Raw genomic sequence first — 18779 nt, 5'->3', positions numbered from 1 at the left:
ATCAGCGACGATCAGGCGCCGTAGACGACCAGCAGGTCCTTGGCATCGATCTGATCGCCGGCGCGCACGAGCACCTCTGCGATGGTGCCGTCCTTCTCCGCATGCAGCGCCGTTTCCATCTTCATGGCCTCGATGGAAACGAGCACATCACCGGCCTTGATGGCCTGGCCGGGGGCCACGAAGACGGTGGAGATGACGCCCGGCATCGGCGCGCCGACATGGGCTGAGTTGCCCGCTTCCGCCTTGCGGCGGATGGCGCTGCCGGAAGCGCCATGGGCGCGATCCGGCACCTTGATGCGGCGCGGCTGGCCGTTGAGCTCGAAGAACACCGTCACCATGCCCTTGTCGTCGGTCGTCGTCATCGCCTGGTTGACGACGACGAGCGTCTTGCCGCGTTCGATCTCGGCGAACAGCTCTCCGCCTTCTTTCAGCCCATAGAAATAGGCTGGTGTCGGCAGCACGGAAACGGGGCCGTAGGTGTCGGCGGCCAACGCATAGTCGGTAAAGACCTTCGGATACATCAGATAGGAGGCAAACTCGAAGTCATCGACCTTGCGCTCCAGCTTGGTCTCGATCGCCTTGCGCTCGGCATCGAGATCAGCTTCGGCCAGCAGCGAGCCCGGACGTACAGTATAGGGCTTGTCGCCTTTCAGCGCCTTCTTTTGCAAGGCTTGCGGCCATCCGGACGGCGGCTGCCCGAGATCGCCCTTCAGCATGGAGACGACGGATTCAGGGAAGGAGACTTCCCGATCCGGGCTGACGACGTCGGCAACCGTCAGATCCTGGCTCACCATCATCAGCGCCATGTCGCCGACCACCTTGGAAGACGGCGTCACCTTGACGATATCCCCGAACATCTGGTTGGCATCTGCATAGGCCTGCGCCACCTGATGCCAGCGGGTCTCGAGGCCAAGCGAGCGGGCTTGTTCCTTGAGGTTGGTGAATTGTCCGCCCGGCATTTCATGCAGGTAGACTTCGGAAGCCGGTCCCTTGAGGTCGCTTTCGAAGGCAGCATACTGATTGCGCACAGCCTCCCAATAGAAGGAGATGCGGCGGATCCATTCGGGATCGAGGCCGGGATCGCGCTCCGTGCCCTTCAGCGCCTCGACGATCGAGCCGAGGCAGGGCTGCGATGTATTGCCTGACAGTGCATCCATTGCCGCATCGACCGCGTCGACGCCGGCGTCGACGGCGGCCAGCACCGTCGCGGCGGCAATGCCTGACGTGTCATGCGTGTGGAAGTGGATCGGCAGGCCGGTCGCCTCGCGCAGCGCCTTGAACAGCACCTTGGCGGCAGCCGGCTTCAACAGGCCGGCCATGTCCTTCAGCGCGATGATATGAGCGCCGGCCTTTTCCAGCTCGACGGCGAGATCGGTATAGTACTTGAGGTCATATTTCGGGCGGGCGGAGTTGAGGATATCGCCCGTATAGCAGATCGCCGCCTCGCAAAGCTTGTTCTCCTCGGCAACGGCATCCATCGACACGCGCATGTTCTCCACCCAGTTCAGGCAGTCGAACACACGGAAGAGATCAACGCCGCCCTTGGCCGCCTGGCGTACGAAGTATTTGACGACATTGTCGGGATAGTTGGTGTAGCCGACGCCGTTGGCGCCGCGCAGAAGCATCTGCAGAAGCAGGTTCGGCGCACCCTCGCGGATCAGCGACAGGCGCTCCCACGGATCCTCGGTGAGGAAGCGCATCGAAACGTCGAAGGTGGCGCCGCCCCAGCATTCCAGCGACAGCAGCTGCGGCAGCGCCCGCGCATAAGTGCCGGCGACATGGGCGATGTCATAGGTGCGCATGCGGGTGGCGAGCAGCGACTGATGGCCGTCGCGCATCGTCGTGTCGGTCATCAGCACGCGCTTTTCATTGCGCATCCATTCGGCGAACTTCTGCGGGCCGAGCTTGTCCAGCAGCTGCTTGGTGCCGTCAGGCACCTTGCCGTCGATATAGGGCAAGACCGGCTCCGCCGCCTTCGGCGAGGGCGTCGGGCGGCCGCGCGTTTCGGGATGGCCGTTGACGGTGACGTCGGCAAGATAGGTAAGCAGCTTGGTCGCTCGATCCTGGCGCTTGACCTGCTGGAACAGTTCCGGCGTCGTGTCGATGAAGCGGGTCGTATAGCTGTTGTCGCGGAATTTCGGGTGGGTGATGATCGCTTCGAGGAAGGTCAGGTTCGTCGCCACGCCGCGGATGCGGAATTCACGTAGCGCACGATCCATGCGGGCGATCGTCTCTGCAGGCGTAGACGCCCAGGCCGTCACCTTGACCAGCAGAGGATCGTAGAAACGGGTGATGATGGCGCCGGAATAGGCCGTGCCGCCGTCGAGACGGATGCCGAAGCCGGCGGCCGAGCGATAGGCTGTTATGCGGCCATAATCCGGAATGAAGTTGTGCTCGGGATCCTCGGTCGTCACGCGGCACTGCAGGGCATGGCCGTTGAGGCGGATATCCGCCTGCTTCGGAACGCCCGATTCCGGCGTGCCGATGGCAAAGCCGTCGAGGATATGGATCTGCGCCTTGACGATGTCGATGCCGGTGACGACTTCGGTCACCGTATGCTCGACCTGGATGCGCGGGTTGACTTCGATGAAGTAGAACTTGCCGGTATCGGCATCCATCAGATATTCGACGGTGCCGGCGCCGACATAGCTGGTCGCGCCGGCGATCTTCAGCGAATAGGTAGCCAACTCCTGGCGCTGCGCGTCGGTGAGGTAAGGCGCCGGCGCGCGCTCGACGACCTTCTGGTTGCGGCGCTGGACCGAACAGTCGCGCTCGAACAGGTGAACGACATTGCCGTGCGTGTCGCCAAGCACCTGGCTTTCGACGTGGCGGGCACGCTCGACCAGCTTTTCGAGATAGACCTCGTCCTTGCCGAAAGCGGCCATGGCCTCGCGCTTGGCTTCCGTTACCTCCTTGGCGAGATCCTTGGGATCGCGGATGGCGCGCATGCCGCGACCGCCGCCGCCCCAGGAGGCCTTGAGCATCACCGGATAGCCGATCTCCTCGGCCATCTTCGCGACTTCGGCCATATCATCAGGCAGCGGCTCGGTGGCGGGCACGACCGGCACGCCGACCGAGATGGCGAGGTTGCGGGCCGCCACCTTGTTGCCGAGCTGGCGCATCGTATCGGCCCTCGGACCGATGAAGATGATGCCAGCGGCATCGCAGGCGTCGACGAATTCCGGGCTTTCCGACAGCAGCCCGTAGCCGGGGTGAATGGCGTCGGCGCCGGAAAGCTTGGCGACGCGGATGATCTCGTCGATCGACAGATAGCTTTCGATCGGGCCGAGGTCGCGGGCCAGATGCGGGCCGCGGCCAACCTGATAGCTCTCGTCCGCCTTGAAGCGGTGCAATGCCAGCTTGTCTTCCTCGGCCCAGATGGCGACTGTTTTTATGCCGAGCTCGTTGGCGGCGCGAAAGACGCGGATGGCGATCTCGGAACGGTTGGCAACCAGGATTTTGGAAATGGGCAATGCAGTCTCCTCACGGCATCGAAACGGGCAATGCTGCACCCGCGAAGAGAATTCTTAACTTCTTGTCACGAGAAGTTCAATTACGGAATAAGTCCGTTTCTGAAAGCAATCGCGACGATATGCTGCCGGTTCCGGGCCTTCAGCTTGTCCTGGATGCTGTTCGTGTACCAGTCGACGGTATGGTTCGAGATTTTTAGAAGCTTGCTGATCTCGATCGACGTCATGCCTTCGGCGAGGTGATTCAGAACTTCCATTTCGCGCTTGGTCAGGTTGACGTCGCCCTTGGCGGCTTCTTCCAGCGATTGGGCCTCGTCGCGCAGTTCCAGAAGCCTCCAGAACGCCTTTCTTGCCACGGCATCGAAAAGGGAAAGCTCCGTCGGCGACAGGTCGACGGCATCGCCGCCGATCGTCATGCTTCCAAGCAGGCCGTTGCGCCCGTGAATGGGGAAGATATAGCCGTCGACGAGCCCGTTGGCGCGGGCATCCGCCATCATCTGCTCCATCCGCCGCCGCAGAGGGTCTCCCTTCAGCGCAATCATGGCATCGCGCCAACGGAAGGGCCGCTGCGCCCGGCCGAGATGGCGCGCCACCGGGTCGACGAGCAGATATCTCTTGCTGGCGTAGGTCCGCGGCCAATTATCGGGCCAACGACCCGCAAGTATGAAGTTGGCAATATCGACATTCGGCCGCGGCTGCCTCAACAGGCCATAGAAGTCGAACTTGTAGGAGCGGAGCACCAGCTCGAGTTCGACCACGACATTCTTGGTAAGCTTGCATTCTTCGATGACCACAAGCAATTGCAATAACGAATGGATAGTCACATGCACCCCTTGGCTTTACAGCCCGAATTGTTGGCGGCCGGACATTGCGGTCGATATCCGCTTAAGTCCGCAACCCGCTCGATCGCCGGCAACATACTCAGCTCGGCATAAAATTGAACGCCTTTGGCGAAATTTTTATCTTTCAACCTGGAATGGATGTATTTGCACGACGCAACGGCGTGGTGGCGAAACCATTCTCAAATTGTCACATTTCTGCGGCGACCGATAGCGTCACCTTCGCGCGAGTGCGCGCGGCACGTGAAAATTCCCGTGAAAAAACAGCGTTGGATTCCGTTAATCGCCGGTTCAGGTAGCGATATGTAGCATCGCAACATTCCTAGTTCTGCTTATGCACAGAGGGTGCCCAACGTGTCGCTGTTCAAAGTCTATGCAAGAGCCCTGAAGTATCTTGGCGCGTATCGCTACCGCGTCTGGATGGTCGTGATCGCAAACATCGCGTTGGCGATGACGACCATTTACGAACCGGTTCTGTTCGGCCGCATCTTCGACGCCATTGCCAAGAAACAGGCAGTGACGCCGACCATGATGCTGTGGGCCGGCTTTGCCGTCTTCAGCGCTGTCGCCTTCATCGTCGTGTCCCGCGAGGCGGATCGTCTCGCGCATGGACGCCGCGCGTCCTTGTTGACCGAGGCCTTCAGCCGCATCATTTCCATGCCGCTCTCCTGGCACAGCCAGCGCGGCACGGCGAGTGCGCTGAACACGCTGCTGCGCGCCTGCGAAGCGCTGTTCGGTCTGTGGCTCGAATTCATGCGCAACCACCTGACGACGGCCGTAGCGCTCGTCGTCATGGTCCCGACTGCCATGGCTATGGACCTGCGCCTCTCGGCAGTGCTCATCCTGCTCGGTATCTTCTACTGGGTCATCGGCCAGATGGTCATGAACCGCACGAAGGACGGCCAGACGTCGGTCGAAAGCCACTATAACACGGTCTTCTCGCATGTCAGCGACTCGATCAGCAACGTTTCGGTGCTGCATAGCTACAACCGCATCGAAGCCGAGACCAAGGCGCTGAAGTCGTTCACCGAACGTCTGCTTGCCGCCCAGTATCCGGTTCTCGACTGGTGGGCGCTTGCCGGCGCGCTGAACCGCACGGCCTCGACCGTTGCCATGATGGCGATCTTGATGATCGGCACCGTGCTCGTCCAGGACGGCAGCCTGAGCCTTGGCGCGCTGATCACCTTCATCGCCTTCGCCAACGTGCTGATCGGCCGTCTGGAACAGCTGCGCAACTTCGCCAACCAGATTTTCGAGGCACGCGCCAAGCTGATTGACTTCTATACGCTGGAAGATTCGGTTCGCGAACGCGAAGAGCCGGCTGGCCTGGCCGAAATCAAGGACGTGAAGGGCGAAGTCGAGTTCCGCAACGTTTCCTTCGGCTTTGCAAGCACCTCCCAGGGCCTGCACGACATCTCCTTCAAGGTGAAGGCCGGCCAGACCGTTGCCATCGTCGGTCCGACCGGCGCCGGCAAGACGACGCTCGTCAACCTGCTGCAGCGCGTCTTCGACCCGCAGGGCGGCCAGATCCTGGTCGATGGCCAGGACATCACCAAGGTGACGCGCCGGTCGCTGCGCCGCTACATCGCCACCGTCTTCCAGGACGCCGGGCTGCTGAACCGCTCGATCAGCGACAACATCCGCCTCGGCCGTGAAGGCGCGACCCAGGAAGAGATGATCCGCGCTGCCCAGGCGGCTGCCGCCAACGACTTCATCGAAACCCGCGAAAGCGGCTACGAAACCCGTGTCGGCGAGCGTGGCAACAAGCTTTCCGGTGGCGAGCGCCAGCGTATCGCGATCGCTCGCGCCATCCTGAAGGACGCACCGATCCTCGTGCTCGACGAAGCCACGAGCGCGCTCGACGTCGAAACGGAGAACAGGGTCAAGGCGGCGATCGACAACCTGCGCCAGAACCGCACGACCTTCATCATCGCCCACCGTCTGTCGACGGTACGCGAGGCCGATATCGTCCTCTTCCTCGACAACGGCCGCGTCATCGAGAACGGCAGCTTCAGCGAGCTCAGCCAGAGTAACGGTCGCTTTGCCGCCCTGCTGCGCGCCAGCGGCATCCTGACGGACGAGGAAGTCCGCAAGGCGCACACGACGGAACACGAAGCCGCCTGATATTCGCAAGGGGCCCAAGATCGAAGCCGGGAGAGCACTGCTCTCCCGGCTTTTTGCTGCCGAACTTCCGGCCGGACGACGTTTGTCAGGCAAGCGCGATGCCACCGCAATCTGCGCCTGGCCCCTCACCCCAACCCTCTTCTCCCCGTTGAAACGGGGAGAGGGAGCTTGCCGCACAAAATCAGCACCTTTTCCCCCGTCCACAGGTGCCGCAAACACGAACAGATCCCCTCTCCCCGCCTGCGGGGACACCTACATCCAGAAGCCACAGCCAATCAAAAACAAAGAAAGGCCCGGCGGGAAAACCGGGCCTTTCCGCGTTTCTGATCGGAGGTCAATTCGGTTGGGCGCTACCAGGAGTTAACATCGGCGCCCAACCGAGATCGGATCAGAACTTGCGCTCAAAGCGGAGTACGCCGGCCCACTGGTCGCGGTCGACGGCATCCCAATCGGTGTAGGAGACTTCCGGCTCGATCAGCAGATCCTTGACCGGACGCCAGGCGACGTTTGCGGTAGCGGCGAAGATCTTCGAGTCGGTGTAGGCCACCTTGGGCATTGGCCTGCAGCTTCGGGGTCAGCTGATAGCTGGCGCCGGTCCAGAAGGCCCAATCGCCCCAGCCGCAATCCGCGCCGTTGGTCGGGCAGGCGGAACGGTTGCTGTTGAGGTAGGAGCCTGCATACTTGTTCAGCTTGTCGCCGTCCGTATTCCAGCCACCCATGAGGAAGGCCTTGACGGCACCGAAGTCGGCGTCGATACGGGCCTTGACGGCACCTTCCTCGACGACGGAATCATAGCCGCCGATGCCCCTCAGCGACCAGGCACCCGTTGTGTAGCCGGCGCCGAGGACGACGTCCGGAGCATAGTGGTTGCCCTTGCCGGTCTGCCATGCGCCGCCATAGGACGAGGTGTCGCCCGAGGAGTTGGAATCTTCCAGCGAGATAATGACCGTGAAGCCGTTGCCGGCATAGCCCATGTAATAATTGTACTGCGAGTCGGTCACACTTCTTTCGCGAAAGTGTCACAAACAAAGTTATGAAGAAAAATCAAACAATTGAGCCGCGCATAAAGCGCGCCTCTACAAAACGTTCAGCGGCGTTTTCCGAAATGCACGGGCATTGCAATCGCTGCGGCCGGCGCTTTCGCAGGACGTTGGCCAGCCACCTGAAGCCGCTTGTGCTCGAGATGATAGGCGTAGGCGAACTGTGCGGCGATACCGATGACGACATAGATCGCGCCGACGGTAGGGCTCTTGTTGGTCACATAGAGAAGGACCTGGCCGGCCATGGCAAGGATCGTGCCCGCAACGAAGATGCTGAGCGAATGCCGCCCGAGGATCGTCAACGGATGGTTCGCCGAGCGCCGCAGCAGCGCTGATAAGGACGGTATGCTGACGATCAGATAGGCCAGCGCCAGCACATGCAGCAATCGTGGCAGCGACAGGAACGTCTTGTCGAAGCCGGTGACGACTGTCGGCAGGCCGAATGTCGCAAGATAATCGCCGATCACCCAGAGCTTGTCGGTCACCCAGATGAAGGACAGGAGCACATAGGCGGAAGCGAGCCCGATCAGCACGGGATGAACGAGGATCCGCCCGCCACGCTTCACATGCATGGTGGCAACGAAACCGATGACGAACAGGAACTGCCAGGACAGCGGATTGAGGAACCAGAATCCGTCAAGCAGTGTCGTGTGCGGCGCGATGTAATAGATGCCCGAAACAAGCCAGACGCTGGCGGACACGAGAAGCAGGAGCAGGGGATTTTTCGCCTCCAGCAGCATCATCAGCGGCAGCATCAGAAACAGGGCGCCATACATGGGCAGGATATTGTTGTAGCCGATCTGATGCCCGAGCGTCAGCAGCGCCGGAATGCCACGACCCGGATCCATCAGCAGCGCGAGGATATTCACCTCGCACAACAGGCCCTTCTGATGGAAGATCCACGCGCCGCAGATGAACAGTACCAGCGTCACGAAAGTGGTGATCATATGCGCGGTATAAAGGGTGAAGGCGCGCTTGACCGCCTTCCACATCATTGCCAGCCGATTGCCGGGAAGAAACTTCGTTCCATAGGCGAGGCCGACGGAGATTCCGGAGATCAGAACGAAAGCTTCCGCTCCATCGGAAAAGCCGAAGTTTTTCGTGGTCAGTTGCTCGAAGAACTGCCCCGGCACGTGATTGATGAAGATCATGATCAGGGCCAAGGCCCTGAGGACATCCAACCGAGTGTCCCGCAGCATCGCCGCAGGCTTTGGCAAACTCATTCGTTTTGCCGCAGCCGCGTCGATATTCACCCTCGAGTTCATCAAACTCTCCTGTTCCGACAATCAAATGCGATCGGGGCCAAAGAGTTCCCCCTTTGGCCCCGATCGTCGAAGCAAAACAGTGCGGAAAGCACTACTGTCCGATCGGGTAGCCCTCTTCGGGATGGGCGATTGCCCTATCATTTATGGTGACCGAGTATCCCTCAGCATCGGGCGCTTTTGAGACGGAAATACGGTATTTTCCGCTCGGCAGTTCGAGGTCCGCCCCAAAGCCGTCCCATGTCGAAGGCAGCGCCGGCCTAACATACAGTCTGCCGTTTTTGACACGAATGCCAAGAATGCCTTCGATTGCTACGCGATACAGCCAGCCGGCCGATCCTGTGTACCAGGTCCAACCGCCACGGCCGGTCAATTCACCTTCACCGTAAATATCAGCGGCAACGACATAGGGCTCTACACGATAGGTATCGGCCTGATCACGATCGCGTGCATGGTTGACCGGATTGAGCATGTCGAAGCAATGCCAGGCGTCATCGCCGCGGTCCATTTCCGCCAGTGCCATCACGACCCAGGTGGCCGCATGCGTATACTGACCGCCATTTTCACGGACGCCCGGCGGATAGGACTTGATGTAGCCCGGATCGCGCGCCGACTTGGCGAAGGGTGGCGTGAACAGCCGGATGATCCGGTTGTCGTCGTCCACCAGTTTGTCGAGAACGGCATTCATCGCCTTCTCGCCGCGTGCCTTATCGCCTTCGCCGGAGAGAATGTTCCAGGACTGCGCGATCGAATCGATCTGGCACTCGAAATTCTCGCTGGAGCCGAGCGGGCTGCCATCGTCGAAATAGCCGCGGCGATAATGACCGCCGTCCCAGCCCGCCGTTTCCAGCGCCTTGCGCAATTCCGGCAGATGATCCGACCACCGCTTGACGCGCTCCTTGTCGCCGCGAGCTTCCGCATAGGGCAGGAAGGCGGTGAGGGTACCGGCCAGGAACCAGCCGAGCCAGATGCTTTCGCCGCGACCCTGGATGCCGACGCGATTCATGCCGTCGTTCCAGTCGCCGCCGAGGATCAGCGGCAGGCCGTTGCCGCCCTTGCGCTTGATCGCGAGATCGAGCGCCAAGGCCGCATGTTCGTAGACGCTGGCTTTGTCCTCAGAGACGGTCGGCTGATAGAAGACGTCGTGTGTGCCGGGCATCAGGGCAGCACCCTCGACGAAGGGAAGCTCCTCGTCCAGGATCGACCTGTCGTTAGTGACAGTGCAGTACTGGTTGATGGCATAGGCCAGCCAGACGACGTCATCGGAGATATGCGTGCGCACGCCGGCGCCGCTGCCGGGCAGCCACCAATGCTGCACGTCGCCCTCGCGGAACTGGCGCTGTGCCGCATTCAGGATCTGCTTGCGGGCAAGTTCCGGCGCATGCATCAGGAAGGCCAGCGTATCCTGCAGCTGATCGCGGAAGCCGAAGGCACCCGACGCCTGATAGAAGGCCGTGCGCGACATGATACGGCAGCCGAGGCTTTGATAGGGCAGCCAGGCATTGATCATGTTGTTCATCGCCTTGTCCGGCGTCGAAATCTTCACGCGGCCGGTGAAATCATCCCAGAAACCGCGGTTCGCCGAAAGCACCGCATCGAAGTCGGCCTTGCGGATATCCGCCACCAATGCACGCGCCTCTTCGAGCGAAGCGGTGTCGCCCATATAGAAGCAGATCTCCTTCTGCTCGCCGGCCCCGATCGTCAGATCGAAGGCAAGAGCTGCGCAGGGATCGCCGTCCAGATCGGTCGAATTGGAGAGTGCCGCACCGGAGACGACGGCCTCCGGCAACTGCACCGTGCCATGGCGGCCGATGAATTCGCGGCGGCTTGCCGAGAAGCTCGAATGCGCCTCGCTTGCCGCCATGAAGGCGATCCGCTTGGAATAATCGATGCTGTAGGGGTTGTTGGCAAACAGCGCGCCCGTCCCCTCGTCCAGCGACGAGAGGATGAAGGGCTTGGTCTTGTGCGGATTGATGCCGAGCACCCATTCCGCATAATTGTAGACCCGCAGCCGCCGGCTGCCCGTGCCCTTGTTGCTGAGGCGCAGGCGGAAGAGCTTGACCGGACGCTCGCGATCGACCGTCTGGGTCAGCTCCAGCGCCACGCCATCCTCTTCGCTCGAGAACACGGAATAGCCAAGGCCGTGACGGGTCTCGTACCGGACCTTCGGGTTACGGGACAGGCCCGCATAGGGTGTCATGACCCTGTTGCCATCGAGATCGGCCACGTAGAGCGCTTCGCCCGGGCGGTTGAGGACCATGTCGTTGGTCCAGGGCGTCAGCTGGTAGTCGCGCGAATTGTGACTCCAGGTGAAGCCGCCGCCTTCGGCGGGCACGTGGAAGCCGAAACGCTCGTTGGTGATGACGTTGATCCACGGATGCGGCGTCGATTGTCCGCCGGCGAGCCGGACGACATATTCGCGGCCATCCTTGGCGAAACCACCATAGCCGTTCCAGAAATCGAGATCGTCCTGCGCTTCGAGCGCATCGGCAACAAAGACCGACTTCTGCGGCGCCATCGGCACTGCAAGTCGATTGACCGGCACCGGTCCGTCGGACTGCGAGGAGGCAAACAGCGTCGCCGCACGGGCAATCTGGTCGACGAGCTTGCCGTTTCGTGCGTGGAAGATCACGCGCGAGGCCGCGAGGATCTGCTGGTAGGTCTCGTTCTCGATCAGATCCTTGCGAACCGAGAAGATATTCGGCCGCAGCCCGTCGCCCTGATTGTGACGGACGTGCTCGACGAGCTTATCCAACTCGCTCTGCATTTCCTGGACGTGATCCGAGGTGCGTTCGTTGACGATGACAAGATCGGCGTTGATGCCGCGCGAGCGCAGATAGTCCGCCGCACTCAGCGCTTCTCTCGCGATTTCGAGATCGATGTCGTCGTTGATGCGCAGGGTGAAGATCGGGAAATCACCCGATATGGTCACCGGCCAGAGCGCCGATTGCGAATGCAGACCGGCCAGCACGGTGGCGCCGTCGGCGCGCAGGTGCATGTCCGGATAGACGAGGTAGCGGGCAAGCTTCTGGAAGGCTGCCGCCTGCTGCGAGGTGACGCCGACATGGCGCATCTGCATTTGCGTGCGCGTCCAGGCCTGCGTGAGCTCGACCCCGAAAGTATCGGGATTGCGATAGCGGTCGACCGCCTTGTCGACGTCCTCGCGGCTGGGTGCTGCAATCGTCCAGAAGATCACGCTGACCTTCTTGCCGGCCGGAACGCGCACGACGCGACGCAGCGACAGGCAGGCGTCCATGGTGAAGCCGTCCGTACCGGAGAGCGTTGCGCCCGGATCGAAAGCCGCAGCTTCGGCAAGCGTGCGGCCGCGGCCGAGGAACTTGCGGCGGTCCGTCTCGAATTCCGTCGGGCGTTCGGAGCCGGCATTGTCGACGACCAGATGGGCGACCGACATATCCGGCTCGTTATAGTCGCGCTTGTTGCGCTCCGCCCGGATCATGTCTCCCTTGCCGCCGATCTCGGTGCGCACGAACATGCGCGCGAAGACCGGATGACCCGAATCGACATCGTCGCTGGCGATGGCCGGCTCGAGATAGGAGGTGACTTCGATGAAGCGATCCTCCGCGCCCATGTTGAGCAGCGTCACGCGGCGGCCTTCGGCATCGTGTTCGGTCGCAACGATGCACTCGACCTCGCTGGTGAGGTCGCCCACGGTCTTGCTGTACTCAGCCTTTTCGTCGCTGAAAGTGACCTTGACCTTTTCGCCTTCGACACTGCGCGGCTCTGCGGTTGCCGACCACCATTGGCCGGAAGCGGTATCGCGCAGGAAGATGAAGGTGCCCCAACGGTCTTCCGTCGGATCCGGGCGCCAGCGCGAGACCGACAGGCTGTTCCAGCGTGAATAACCGGCGCCGGTCGCCGTCAGCATGACCGAGTAGTGACCATTGGACAGGAAGGCGAGTTCGCGATCCTGCGTGGCCGGATCGGCGATCTTGCGAATTTCCGGACGCAGCAGATCTTCCTGGATGTTGGCCGGCTGGTCGCTCTCGTGCTTGGCGGCCATGACCGGAATATCGCGCGGAGCCTTTTCCTGCAGCAGCAGTTCGGCAGCTTCGATCACCGGATCGGCATGGAAGAGTTCACGCAGACGGCCATTGAAGGCGACGTTGGCAATGGCGGCGATCGACATGCCGTGATGGTGCGCATAGTAGTTGTAGACAACAGCGCATTTCTTGCCCTCGGGAACACGGGTCGGCGTGTAGTCCACGGCGTCGTGGAAGCCGTAGATGCCGAGCGCGCCGACCTTGCGCAACTTCTGCAGATTCTCCAGTGCGGCGGCTGGGCGATACTGGCTGGCGAGGATCGAGGCATATGGCGCGATGACGGCATTCTGGCCGAGGCCGCGCTTCAGGCCGAGCGAAGGCACGCCGAAATTGGTGTACTGGTAGTGCATATAATGGTCGCGGGCATTGAAGGCCGCTTCCGAAATACCCCAGGGGATGCCGGTGCCGAGGCGCTTGGCATAGTTCATCTGTTCCTGGACGATCAGATTGTTCGTCTGGTTCAGGATACCGCCCTGACGCTCCTGCATGACGAGCGGCGGCATCAGATATTCGAACATCGAACCCGACCAGGATACCAGCGCGCCGCGCGACCCCACAGGCACGACCTGGCGGCCGAGACGATACCAATGCTCGGTCGGCAGATCGCCCTTGGCGATGGCGAAAAGGCTGGTGAGGCGGGCTTCGGAAGCCAGCAGATCGTAGCAGGCAGCATCGAGTTCGTTCGTCTCGACGCGGAAACCGATGGAGAGCAGGCGCCGCTCCGGGCGATAGAGGAAGCCGAACTCCATGCCGAAGGCGATCTCGCGCATGCGGTCGCGCAGCTTCGTCAGGCGCTGGCGCAGCGAATCGACGTTGGCGAGATCGAAAATGCTGTCGGCGATATGGCCTTCGCAGACCTTCACCAGCGTTTGCGACCAGGTGAGCACTTCACCGCTCTGCGGAGACTTGACCTCATGATCGAGGTTGCCCGCCAGCTTCTGGATATCCTGCGCCAGAACCGAGAGGTTGATGACGCGGATGGAGGCGAACTCATGCTCGCGCTTGACAGCGACGAGCGCGTTCTGGAAGCCGGCGATGCGCTCTTCCAGGCGGCGGCGCAGAGGCCGCACGGTCTTGCGATCGTCCGGGAGCTCGGCAAGCGTCTCGGCGAGAATGCCGGCAACGTCGCCGATGCCGTCGAGATTGCCCTGCATATGCGCCGAGGGCGCTTCCGCCCAGATGCGGCAGGCCGAGGACACAGCGATCAGATGACCGGCGAAATTGCCGCTGTCGACAGCCGAGACATAACGCGCGCCCATCGGCTTCAGCGTATCGGTGTGATACCAGTTGCACAGGTGCCCGCGGAACTTTTCGAGCTTCTCGACGGTCGCCATGGTCTTTTCCATGCGATCGATGGTTTCCTCGAAGGAAATCCAGCCGAAATGACGCGCGGAGATGATCGACAGGAAATAGACGCCGATATTGGTCGGCGAGGTGCGCGATGCCACAACCGCATTCGGGGTCTGCTGCACGTTGTCAGGCGGCAGATGGTTCTGCTGCTCGACCACGAACGTATCGAAATAACGCCAGGTGCGGCGAGCGATCTTGCGCAGCTCGGCCGAGACGCTTTCCGGCACGTCAAGCCTGTCTTCGGTTTCCGCCGACTGGCTGACATACCAGGCGATCGCCGGCGACAGCATCCAGAGCAGCGCAAAGGGAATGCCGACGAAGAAGGCGTTGTCGCCGGAAAGCGAGGCGAAGGCGAGGGCCAGCAGCGCCAGCACCGGCGCATGCCACATGACGCGATAATGGCCGAGGATCGTCGTCTGCGCGGCGGCCTGGGCGCTGGCGGCCGTGCGCCATTGCAGCATCAGCTTGCGGCTGACGAAGGCGCGATAGAGCGAGCGGCCGATGGCATCGGCCATGATGCAGGCGCCGTCGGCGATGAAGACGATGCGCAGCGCCACTTGCGCATTGGCGGCGCGAATATCGGTCCAGACCGTATAGAGATGGGCGCGCGCGATGATATCGCTGGTGCGGGGGATGATGCCGTTGATGAGCGACAGCGTCGGCGCCACGAACAGGCAGAAGATCAGCAGGATCTGCCACAGAAGCGCGGCAAGCGGTCCCATGAAATACCAGCCGAGAACGGAGGCGAAGAACCAGGCGATCGGCGTCAGCGAACGACGCAGATTGTCCACCATCTTCCAGCGGCCGAGGCCGGTCACGCCGCGCTTCGGATTGAAGAGATAGGGAAGGAGCTGCCAGTCGCCGCGGGCCCAGCGATGCTGGCGCGAGACTTCGACTTCATAGCGGATCGGAAAGTCCTCGACGAGCTCGCAGTCGGTGACCAGCGCGCAACGCGCCATCGAGCCTTCGAGCAGGTCGTGGCTGAGAACAGCGTTCTCCTCGATCTTGCCCTTCAGCGAGGCCTCGAAGGCGTCGACATGATAGAGGCCCTTGCCGGTGAAGGTGCCTTCCTCGACCAGATCCTGATAGACGTCGGAAACGGCGAAGACGTAAGGGTCGAGGCCGCGATTGACCGAGAAAACGCGCTGGAACACCGACGCATCCTTGCCCGTCGTCAACGACGGGGTGACGCGCGGCTGCAGCACGCCATAACCGCGAACGACGCGCTTGCTGTCGGGATCGAATACGGGCCGGTTGGTCGGATGATGCAGCTTGCCGACGAGCTTGGTGACCGTATCGCGCACCAGGCGCGTATCGGAATCGAGCGTCATGACATATTGCACATCCTTCGGCACCGTGTTGGCGCCAGGCAGGAAGGTGGTGTCGCGGTCGCCGCGCAGGAGCATGTTCAGCTCATGCAGCTTGCCGCGCTTGCGCTCCCAGCCCATCCAGGCGCCTTCGGCCGGATTATAGAGACGGCGGCGATGCAGCAGGTAAAAGCGCTGCTTGCCGTCCTCGTCGTAGCGGGCTGCGAGATTGGCCACTTCGCGGCGGGCGTAGTCCAGGATTTCCAGATCGCGCTCGCTCTCTTCCTCCTGGCTATCAGGCCAGTCGCTGAGCAGCGCGTAATAAACTTCGCCGCGCGGATTGGCGAGGTAGTGAACCTCGAGATTGCGGACGAGCTCGTCGACGCTGTCGCGATTGCCGATCAGGGTCGGCACGACCACAAGCGTGCGGGCTTCTTCCGGAATGCCTTCCTTGTATTCGTAGCCGACGAGGCGCGCCGGCGTCAGATACATGGTGACGACGAAATTGAAGAGACCGGTCGCACCCTCGGAGGCTGGCAGCGAGAACATCAGCAGCAGGATGACGGTTTCAGCCCAGCCCATGCCGGCCTGGATCATGTAATAGCCGACGACGCCTAGCACCACGGCGGTGAGAAACAGCACCGGCGCCGCGATCGCCAGCCAGTTGAGCTTGCGCCACTGGCGCACGAAGCTCGTCGATATCGGCGGACGATAGCCGATCGCCTTCTCCAGCTTCTCCGTCTGCTGGCCTATGATGAAATCGCCGATATTCGGCTCATGCGGCTCATGTTCGCCGGACGCCGTCGCCGCCGCGGTCATCGCCATGGCGACCTGGGCGATCTCCATTTCGGTCTTTTCGGAACGGCGCGCAAGCTTTTCAATGCGGCGGCGATAGCTGTTGCGCGAGCCCGGATCGAGCTTGGCATAGTCGGTCTCGTCCCACAGCAGCTTGTCGACCGCACTGACGTCTTCCACCCAGACCGACCAGTCTGTGTCGTCGATCAGGCGCAAGCTCTTGATGATGTTGCCCATCGTCACATTGCCTGATGACAGCCGATTGTGCTCGGCCATCATGACGCTTTCGGCGTCGGTGCCGGCTTCGGTCAGCCGCTTTTCCATCCAAGTGACGGCAAGGCCCGAAGTGTGCGAGCCGTCGCGCAGGCGATAGAGGAACTGCGTGGCGAAGGTATTGTCCGACGTATAGGGCTCGAGTGTCTTCAGGAATTCGGCGACCTTGGCCTCGTCGTTGAGGCGGATCAGCTCGTCGACGGCGGCATTGGCCTTTTTGCGCGTGAGACGGCTCTGCTCGACGCGGCTCGAAATGCGGCGCAGATTGTCGACGAGAATATAACGCACCAGCGACGGAACGGCCCAGAGCTCGCCGATCTTCAGCATCTCTACCGACTGGAAGCCTTCGACCAGCGCCAGCAGGCCCGGACCGGAAACCGTGCTGTGCGTATGGGCGACATAGAGCCAGGCCAGCGCCATCGTGCGCGGCATGACCATGCCGCCGAGGGTGATCGTCTGCAGCTGATCGTAGAATTTCTTCGGGAAATCGCGGCGGACTTCCTGAATGGCTTCTTCGATGATGTAGTGGTTGTCGAGCAGCCATTCGGCGGCCGGCGTGATCGATTCACCGGCGTCGACATCGGCATTGGCCGAGCGATAGACGCGCAGAATCTCTTTTTCGTTCTCCTTGTGTCGCGCAAAGAAGTCGAACGGTGCAAAGCCCGGCAGCTTGGTGTTGGCGCCATTGCGGGCGAAGGTCGCGCCGCATTCCCGTATCTGCTCGTTGGAGAAATAGGTCGCGCGGATCGCATCGTTGTGATCGATCTGCTTGGCTTCAGAATCGCGCGGCGTAACGGTGGAGAGATTTTGAGATGTCATGGATTCGGGTTCTGGGTCCAAACAGAGTGAGTGGCATTGCCGCCTTTATCGTTTTTGCCCTGCCTGACACAAGAATTCACGCATCTGGACCCTTTTGCTTCGCTTCCCGGCGGGCGAAGGGGGTGAATTCGAGGTGACAGCTTAGAACAAACATATAGAGGCGAAGATTTTCACGGGCGGTTTTTGAGAATAATGGCGATTTCCATCATCCCAAAGGAAGTGTCCGTGAAACTGGATATGCGGCTAAATGGTTCCGGCCGCGATCCGCACACGTCAACGACAATCGATCAAGGTCATGAGGCATTCTCCTTGGGCTGATTCATCCAATTGCGGAAATTCAGCATGGTTCGGCATATTGAACCCTCAATATCCCGCAGAAGATGAACTTAAACTGAACCCCCTCAAAAGATTCGCAAATTCCTTTCGGGACGCATCGGCTCCGGAAGCGATTAAGGCCGATTGGCTGACCATAAGCGAGCTACCGCCTGAAACGGAGACACCGCAAAACCTACTCGCCGCCATCCCGCGACGACAAAGTCACGCTCATTTCGAGCCTGGGAAGCGCGACGCACCTGCGCGCAAGGGTTACTTGGCATTCTACATGCCGCCAAACGCCTGATTGCGCCCGGCCGCCTCCCGAAATCTCTCTCATCTTTGCGGGAAGCTTACTGTTTTCACGAGGCGTATACCATCGGGTCGGGCAAATTTTCTTTGTCCGGCAAAGTTCCGCCAGTCGGATGGAGAGGAATTGTCTGAAGTGGAAATGGAGGCTTGAAAAAGCAGCATACCAGAACGACGCGGCTCGACATCGCAGTCAGCCACGCTTGTCATCACTCTATATTATAGGGAATGGTCTGCATCGTCGCAGATGGCGGTCACGCCGACCGCCTCGCGAACAGCGTGTTTAAACAACGATGCCGCAAACAATGGCCGCGACGAAAAGAAACGCCGCGGAAAACAGAACGACATGAATCGCCATCTGTATCTTGTGCCGCGTCTTCGCGGCGCGCTTGGAACCATCGAACTGATTCACATGCGTATTCGATATACCCAAATTCGCCATGTGTTGCCTCCGTTCGTTTTTATTTATATCTCATGGGACCAAGCCCAAGGCGGATATTCATATATTTCCTATCAATTAGGTAGACATGAATTTCCGTCCAGAACTCCGTCTGAGAAAAATTAAACCACTGGACTGCTAGGGGCCCGAAAGATCGGCAAAGCCAAAATCAGCAGAGAATGCGGCGAGCCCAAATCAAACTGCGCTCTATGGCGCTTGCATCAGCGACCTGCTCTTCGGCAGGACCTGTCCGGCGGCGGCTGTTTTCTTCCGAAAGAGCGGCAGCCCCTACGCGTTCCTCTTTCGCCGGCACCGGCGGATGAAGATAGCCCATGGTCATGCCACCCATGAAAAACATGCCTGCCTCCACTTAACGTCT

The 18779-nt window shown here is 61.0% G+C and carries 7 protein-coding genes and 1 pseudogene; 2 read left to right on the top strand and 6 right to left on the bottom strand.

Annotated elements, in window-relative coordinates; all coding sequences use genetic code 11:
• Nucleotides 1–11: 11 nt before the first annotated feature.
• Both pyc and FHT28_RS12810 read right to left on the bottom strand, forming a co-directional pair.
• A complete protein-coding gene (gene pyc / locus FHT28_RS12815) occupies nt 12–3473 on the bottom strand; it encodes a pyruvate carboxylase (RefSeq protein WP_037195808.1) in 3462 nt (1153 codons plus the stop codon).
• Nucleotides 3474–3553: 80 nt separating this feature from the next.
• Entirely contained in the window at nt 3554–4294 is a 741-nt protein-coding gene (locus tag FHT28_RS12810; RefSeq protein WP_037196160.1) for a LuxR family transcriptional regulator, read from the bottom strand.
• A gap of 369 nt (nt 4295–4663) precedes the next feature.
• Here FHT28_RS12810 and FHT28_RS12805 point away from each other — a divergent pair, with 369 nt between their 5' ends.
• Nucleotides 4664–6433, top strand: a complete 1770-nt coding sequence (locus FHT28_RS12805) for a glucan ABC transporter ATP-binding protein/ permease (protein ID WP_037196158.1) — start codon at nt 4664–4666, stop codon at nt 6431–6433.
• A gap of 388 nt (nt 6434–6821) precedes the next feature.
• On the opposite strand, the pseudogene FHT28_RS12800 reads toward FHT28_RS12805, so the two are convergent.
• The 3 genes and pseudogenes from FHT28_RS12800 to FHT28_RS12790 form a co-directional block, all read right to left on the bottom strand.
• A pseudogene (locus tag FHT28_RS12800) lies at nt 6822–7398 on the bottom strand (porin); the annotation flags it as partial.
• A 122-nt stretch (nt 7399–7520) separates the two neighbouring features.
• Nucleotides 7521–8696: an OpgC domain-containing protein gene (gene opgC / locus FHT28_RS12795; protein ID WP_246704861.1), complete on the bottom strand. Its 1176-nt coding sequence runs from the start codon at nt 8694–8696 to the stop codon at nt 7521–7523.
• A 133-nt stretch (nt 8697–8829) separates the two neighbouring features.
• Entirely contained in the window at nt 8830–17340 is an 8511-nt protein-coding gene (locus FHT28_RS12790) for a glucoamylase family protein (protein ID WP_047637671.1), read from the bottom strand.
• 868 nt (nt 17341–18208) lie between these two features.
• Between FHT28_RS12790 and FHT28_RS12785 the strand changes: the two genes are divergently transcribed.
• Nucleotides 18209–18526: a hypothetical protein gene (locus tag FHT28_RS12785; protein WP_168596379.1), complete on the top strand. Its 318-nt coding sequence runs from the start codon at nt 18209–18211 to the stop codon at nt 18524–18526.
• Nucleotides 18527–18569: 43 nt separating this feature from the next.
• On the opposite strand, the gene FHT28_RS12780 is transcribed toward FHT28_RS12785, so the two are convergent.
• Entirely contained in the window at nt 18570–18758 is a 189-nt protein-coding gene (locus tag FHT28_RS12780) for a hypothetical protein (RefSeq protein ID WP_037195806.1), read from the bottom strand.
• Between the last annotated feature and the right edge of the window lie 21 nt (nt 18759–18779).

Origin of the sequence: Rhizobium sp. SG570, assembly GCF_012275345.1 — a bacterium.
Classification (GTDB): Bacteria; Pseudomonadota; Alphaproteobacteria; order Rhizobiales; family Rhizobiaceae; genus Rhizobium; species Rhizobium lusitanum.
This window is presented reverse-complemented; position numbering and strand designations above follow the sequence as displayed.

What these genes read in the sequence shown, in the direction of transcription:
- opgC (WP_246704861.1), bottom strand. Translation starts at nt 8,696, where the DNA reads ATGAGTTTGCCAAAGCCTGCGGCGATGCTGCGGGACACTCGGTTGGAT.
- FHT28_RS12790 (WP_047637671.1), bottom strand. Translation starts at nt 17,340, where the DNA reads ATGACATCTCAAAATCTCTCCACCGTTACGCCGCGCGATTCTGAAGCC.
- FHT28_RS12785 (WP_168596379.1), top strand. Translation starts at nt 18,209, where the DNA reads ATGGCGGTCACGCCGACCGCCTCGCGAACAGCGTGTTTAAACAACGAT.
- FHT28_RS12780 (WP_037195806.1), bottom strand. Translation starts at nt 18,758, where the DNA reads ATGTTTTTCATGGGTGGCATGACCATGGGCTATCTTCATCCGCCGGTG.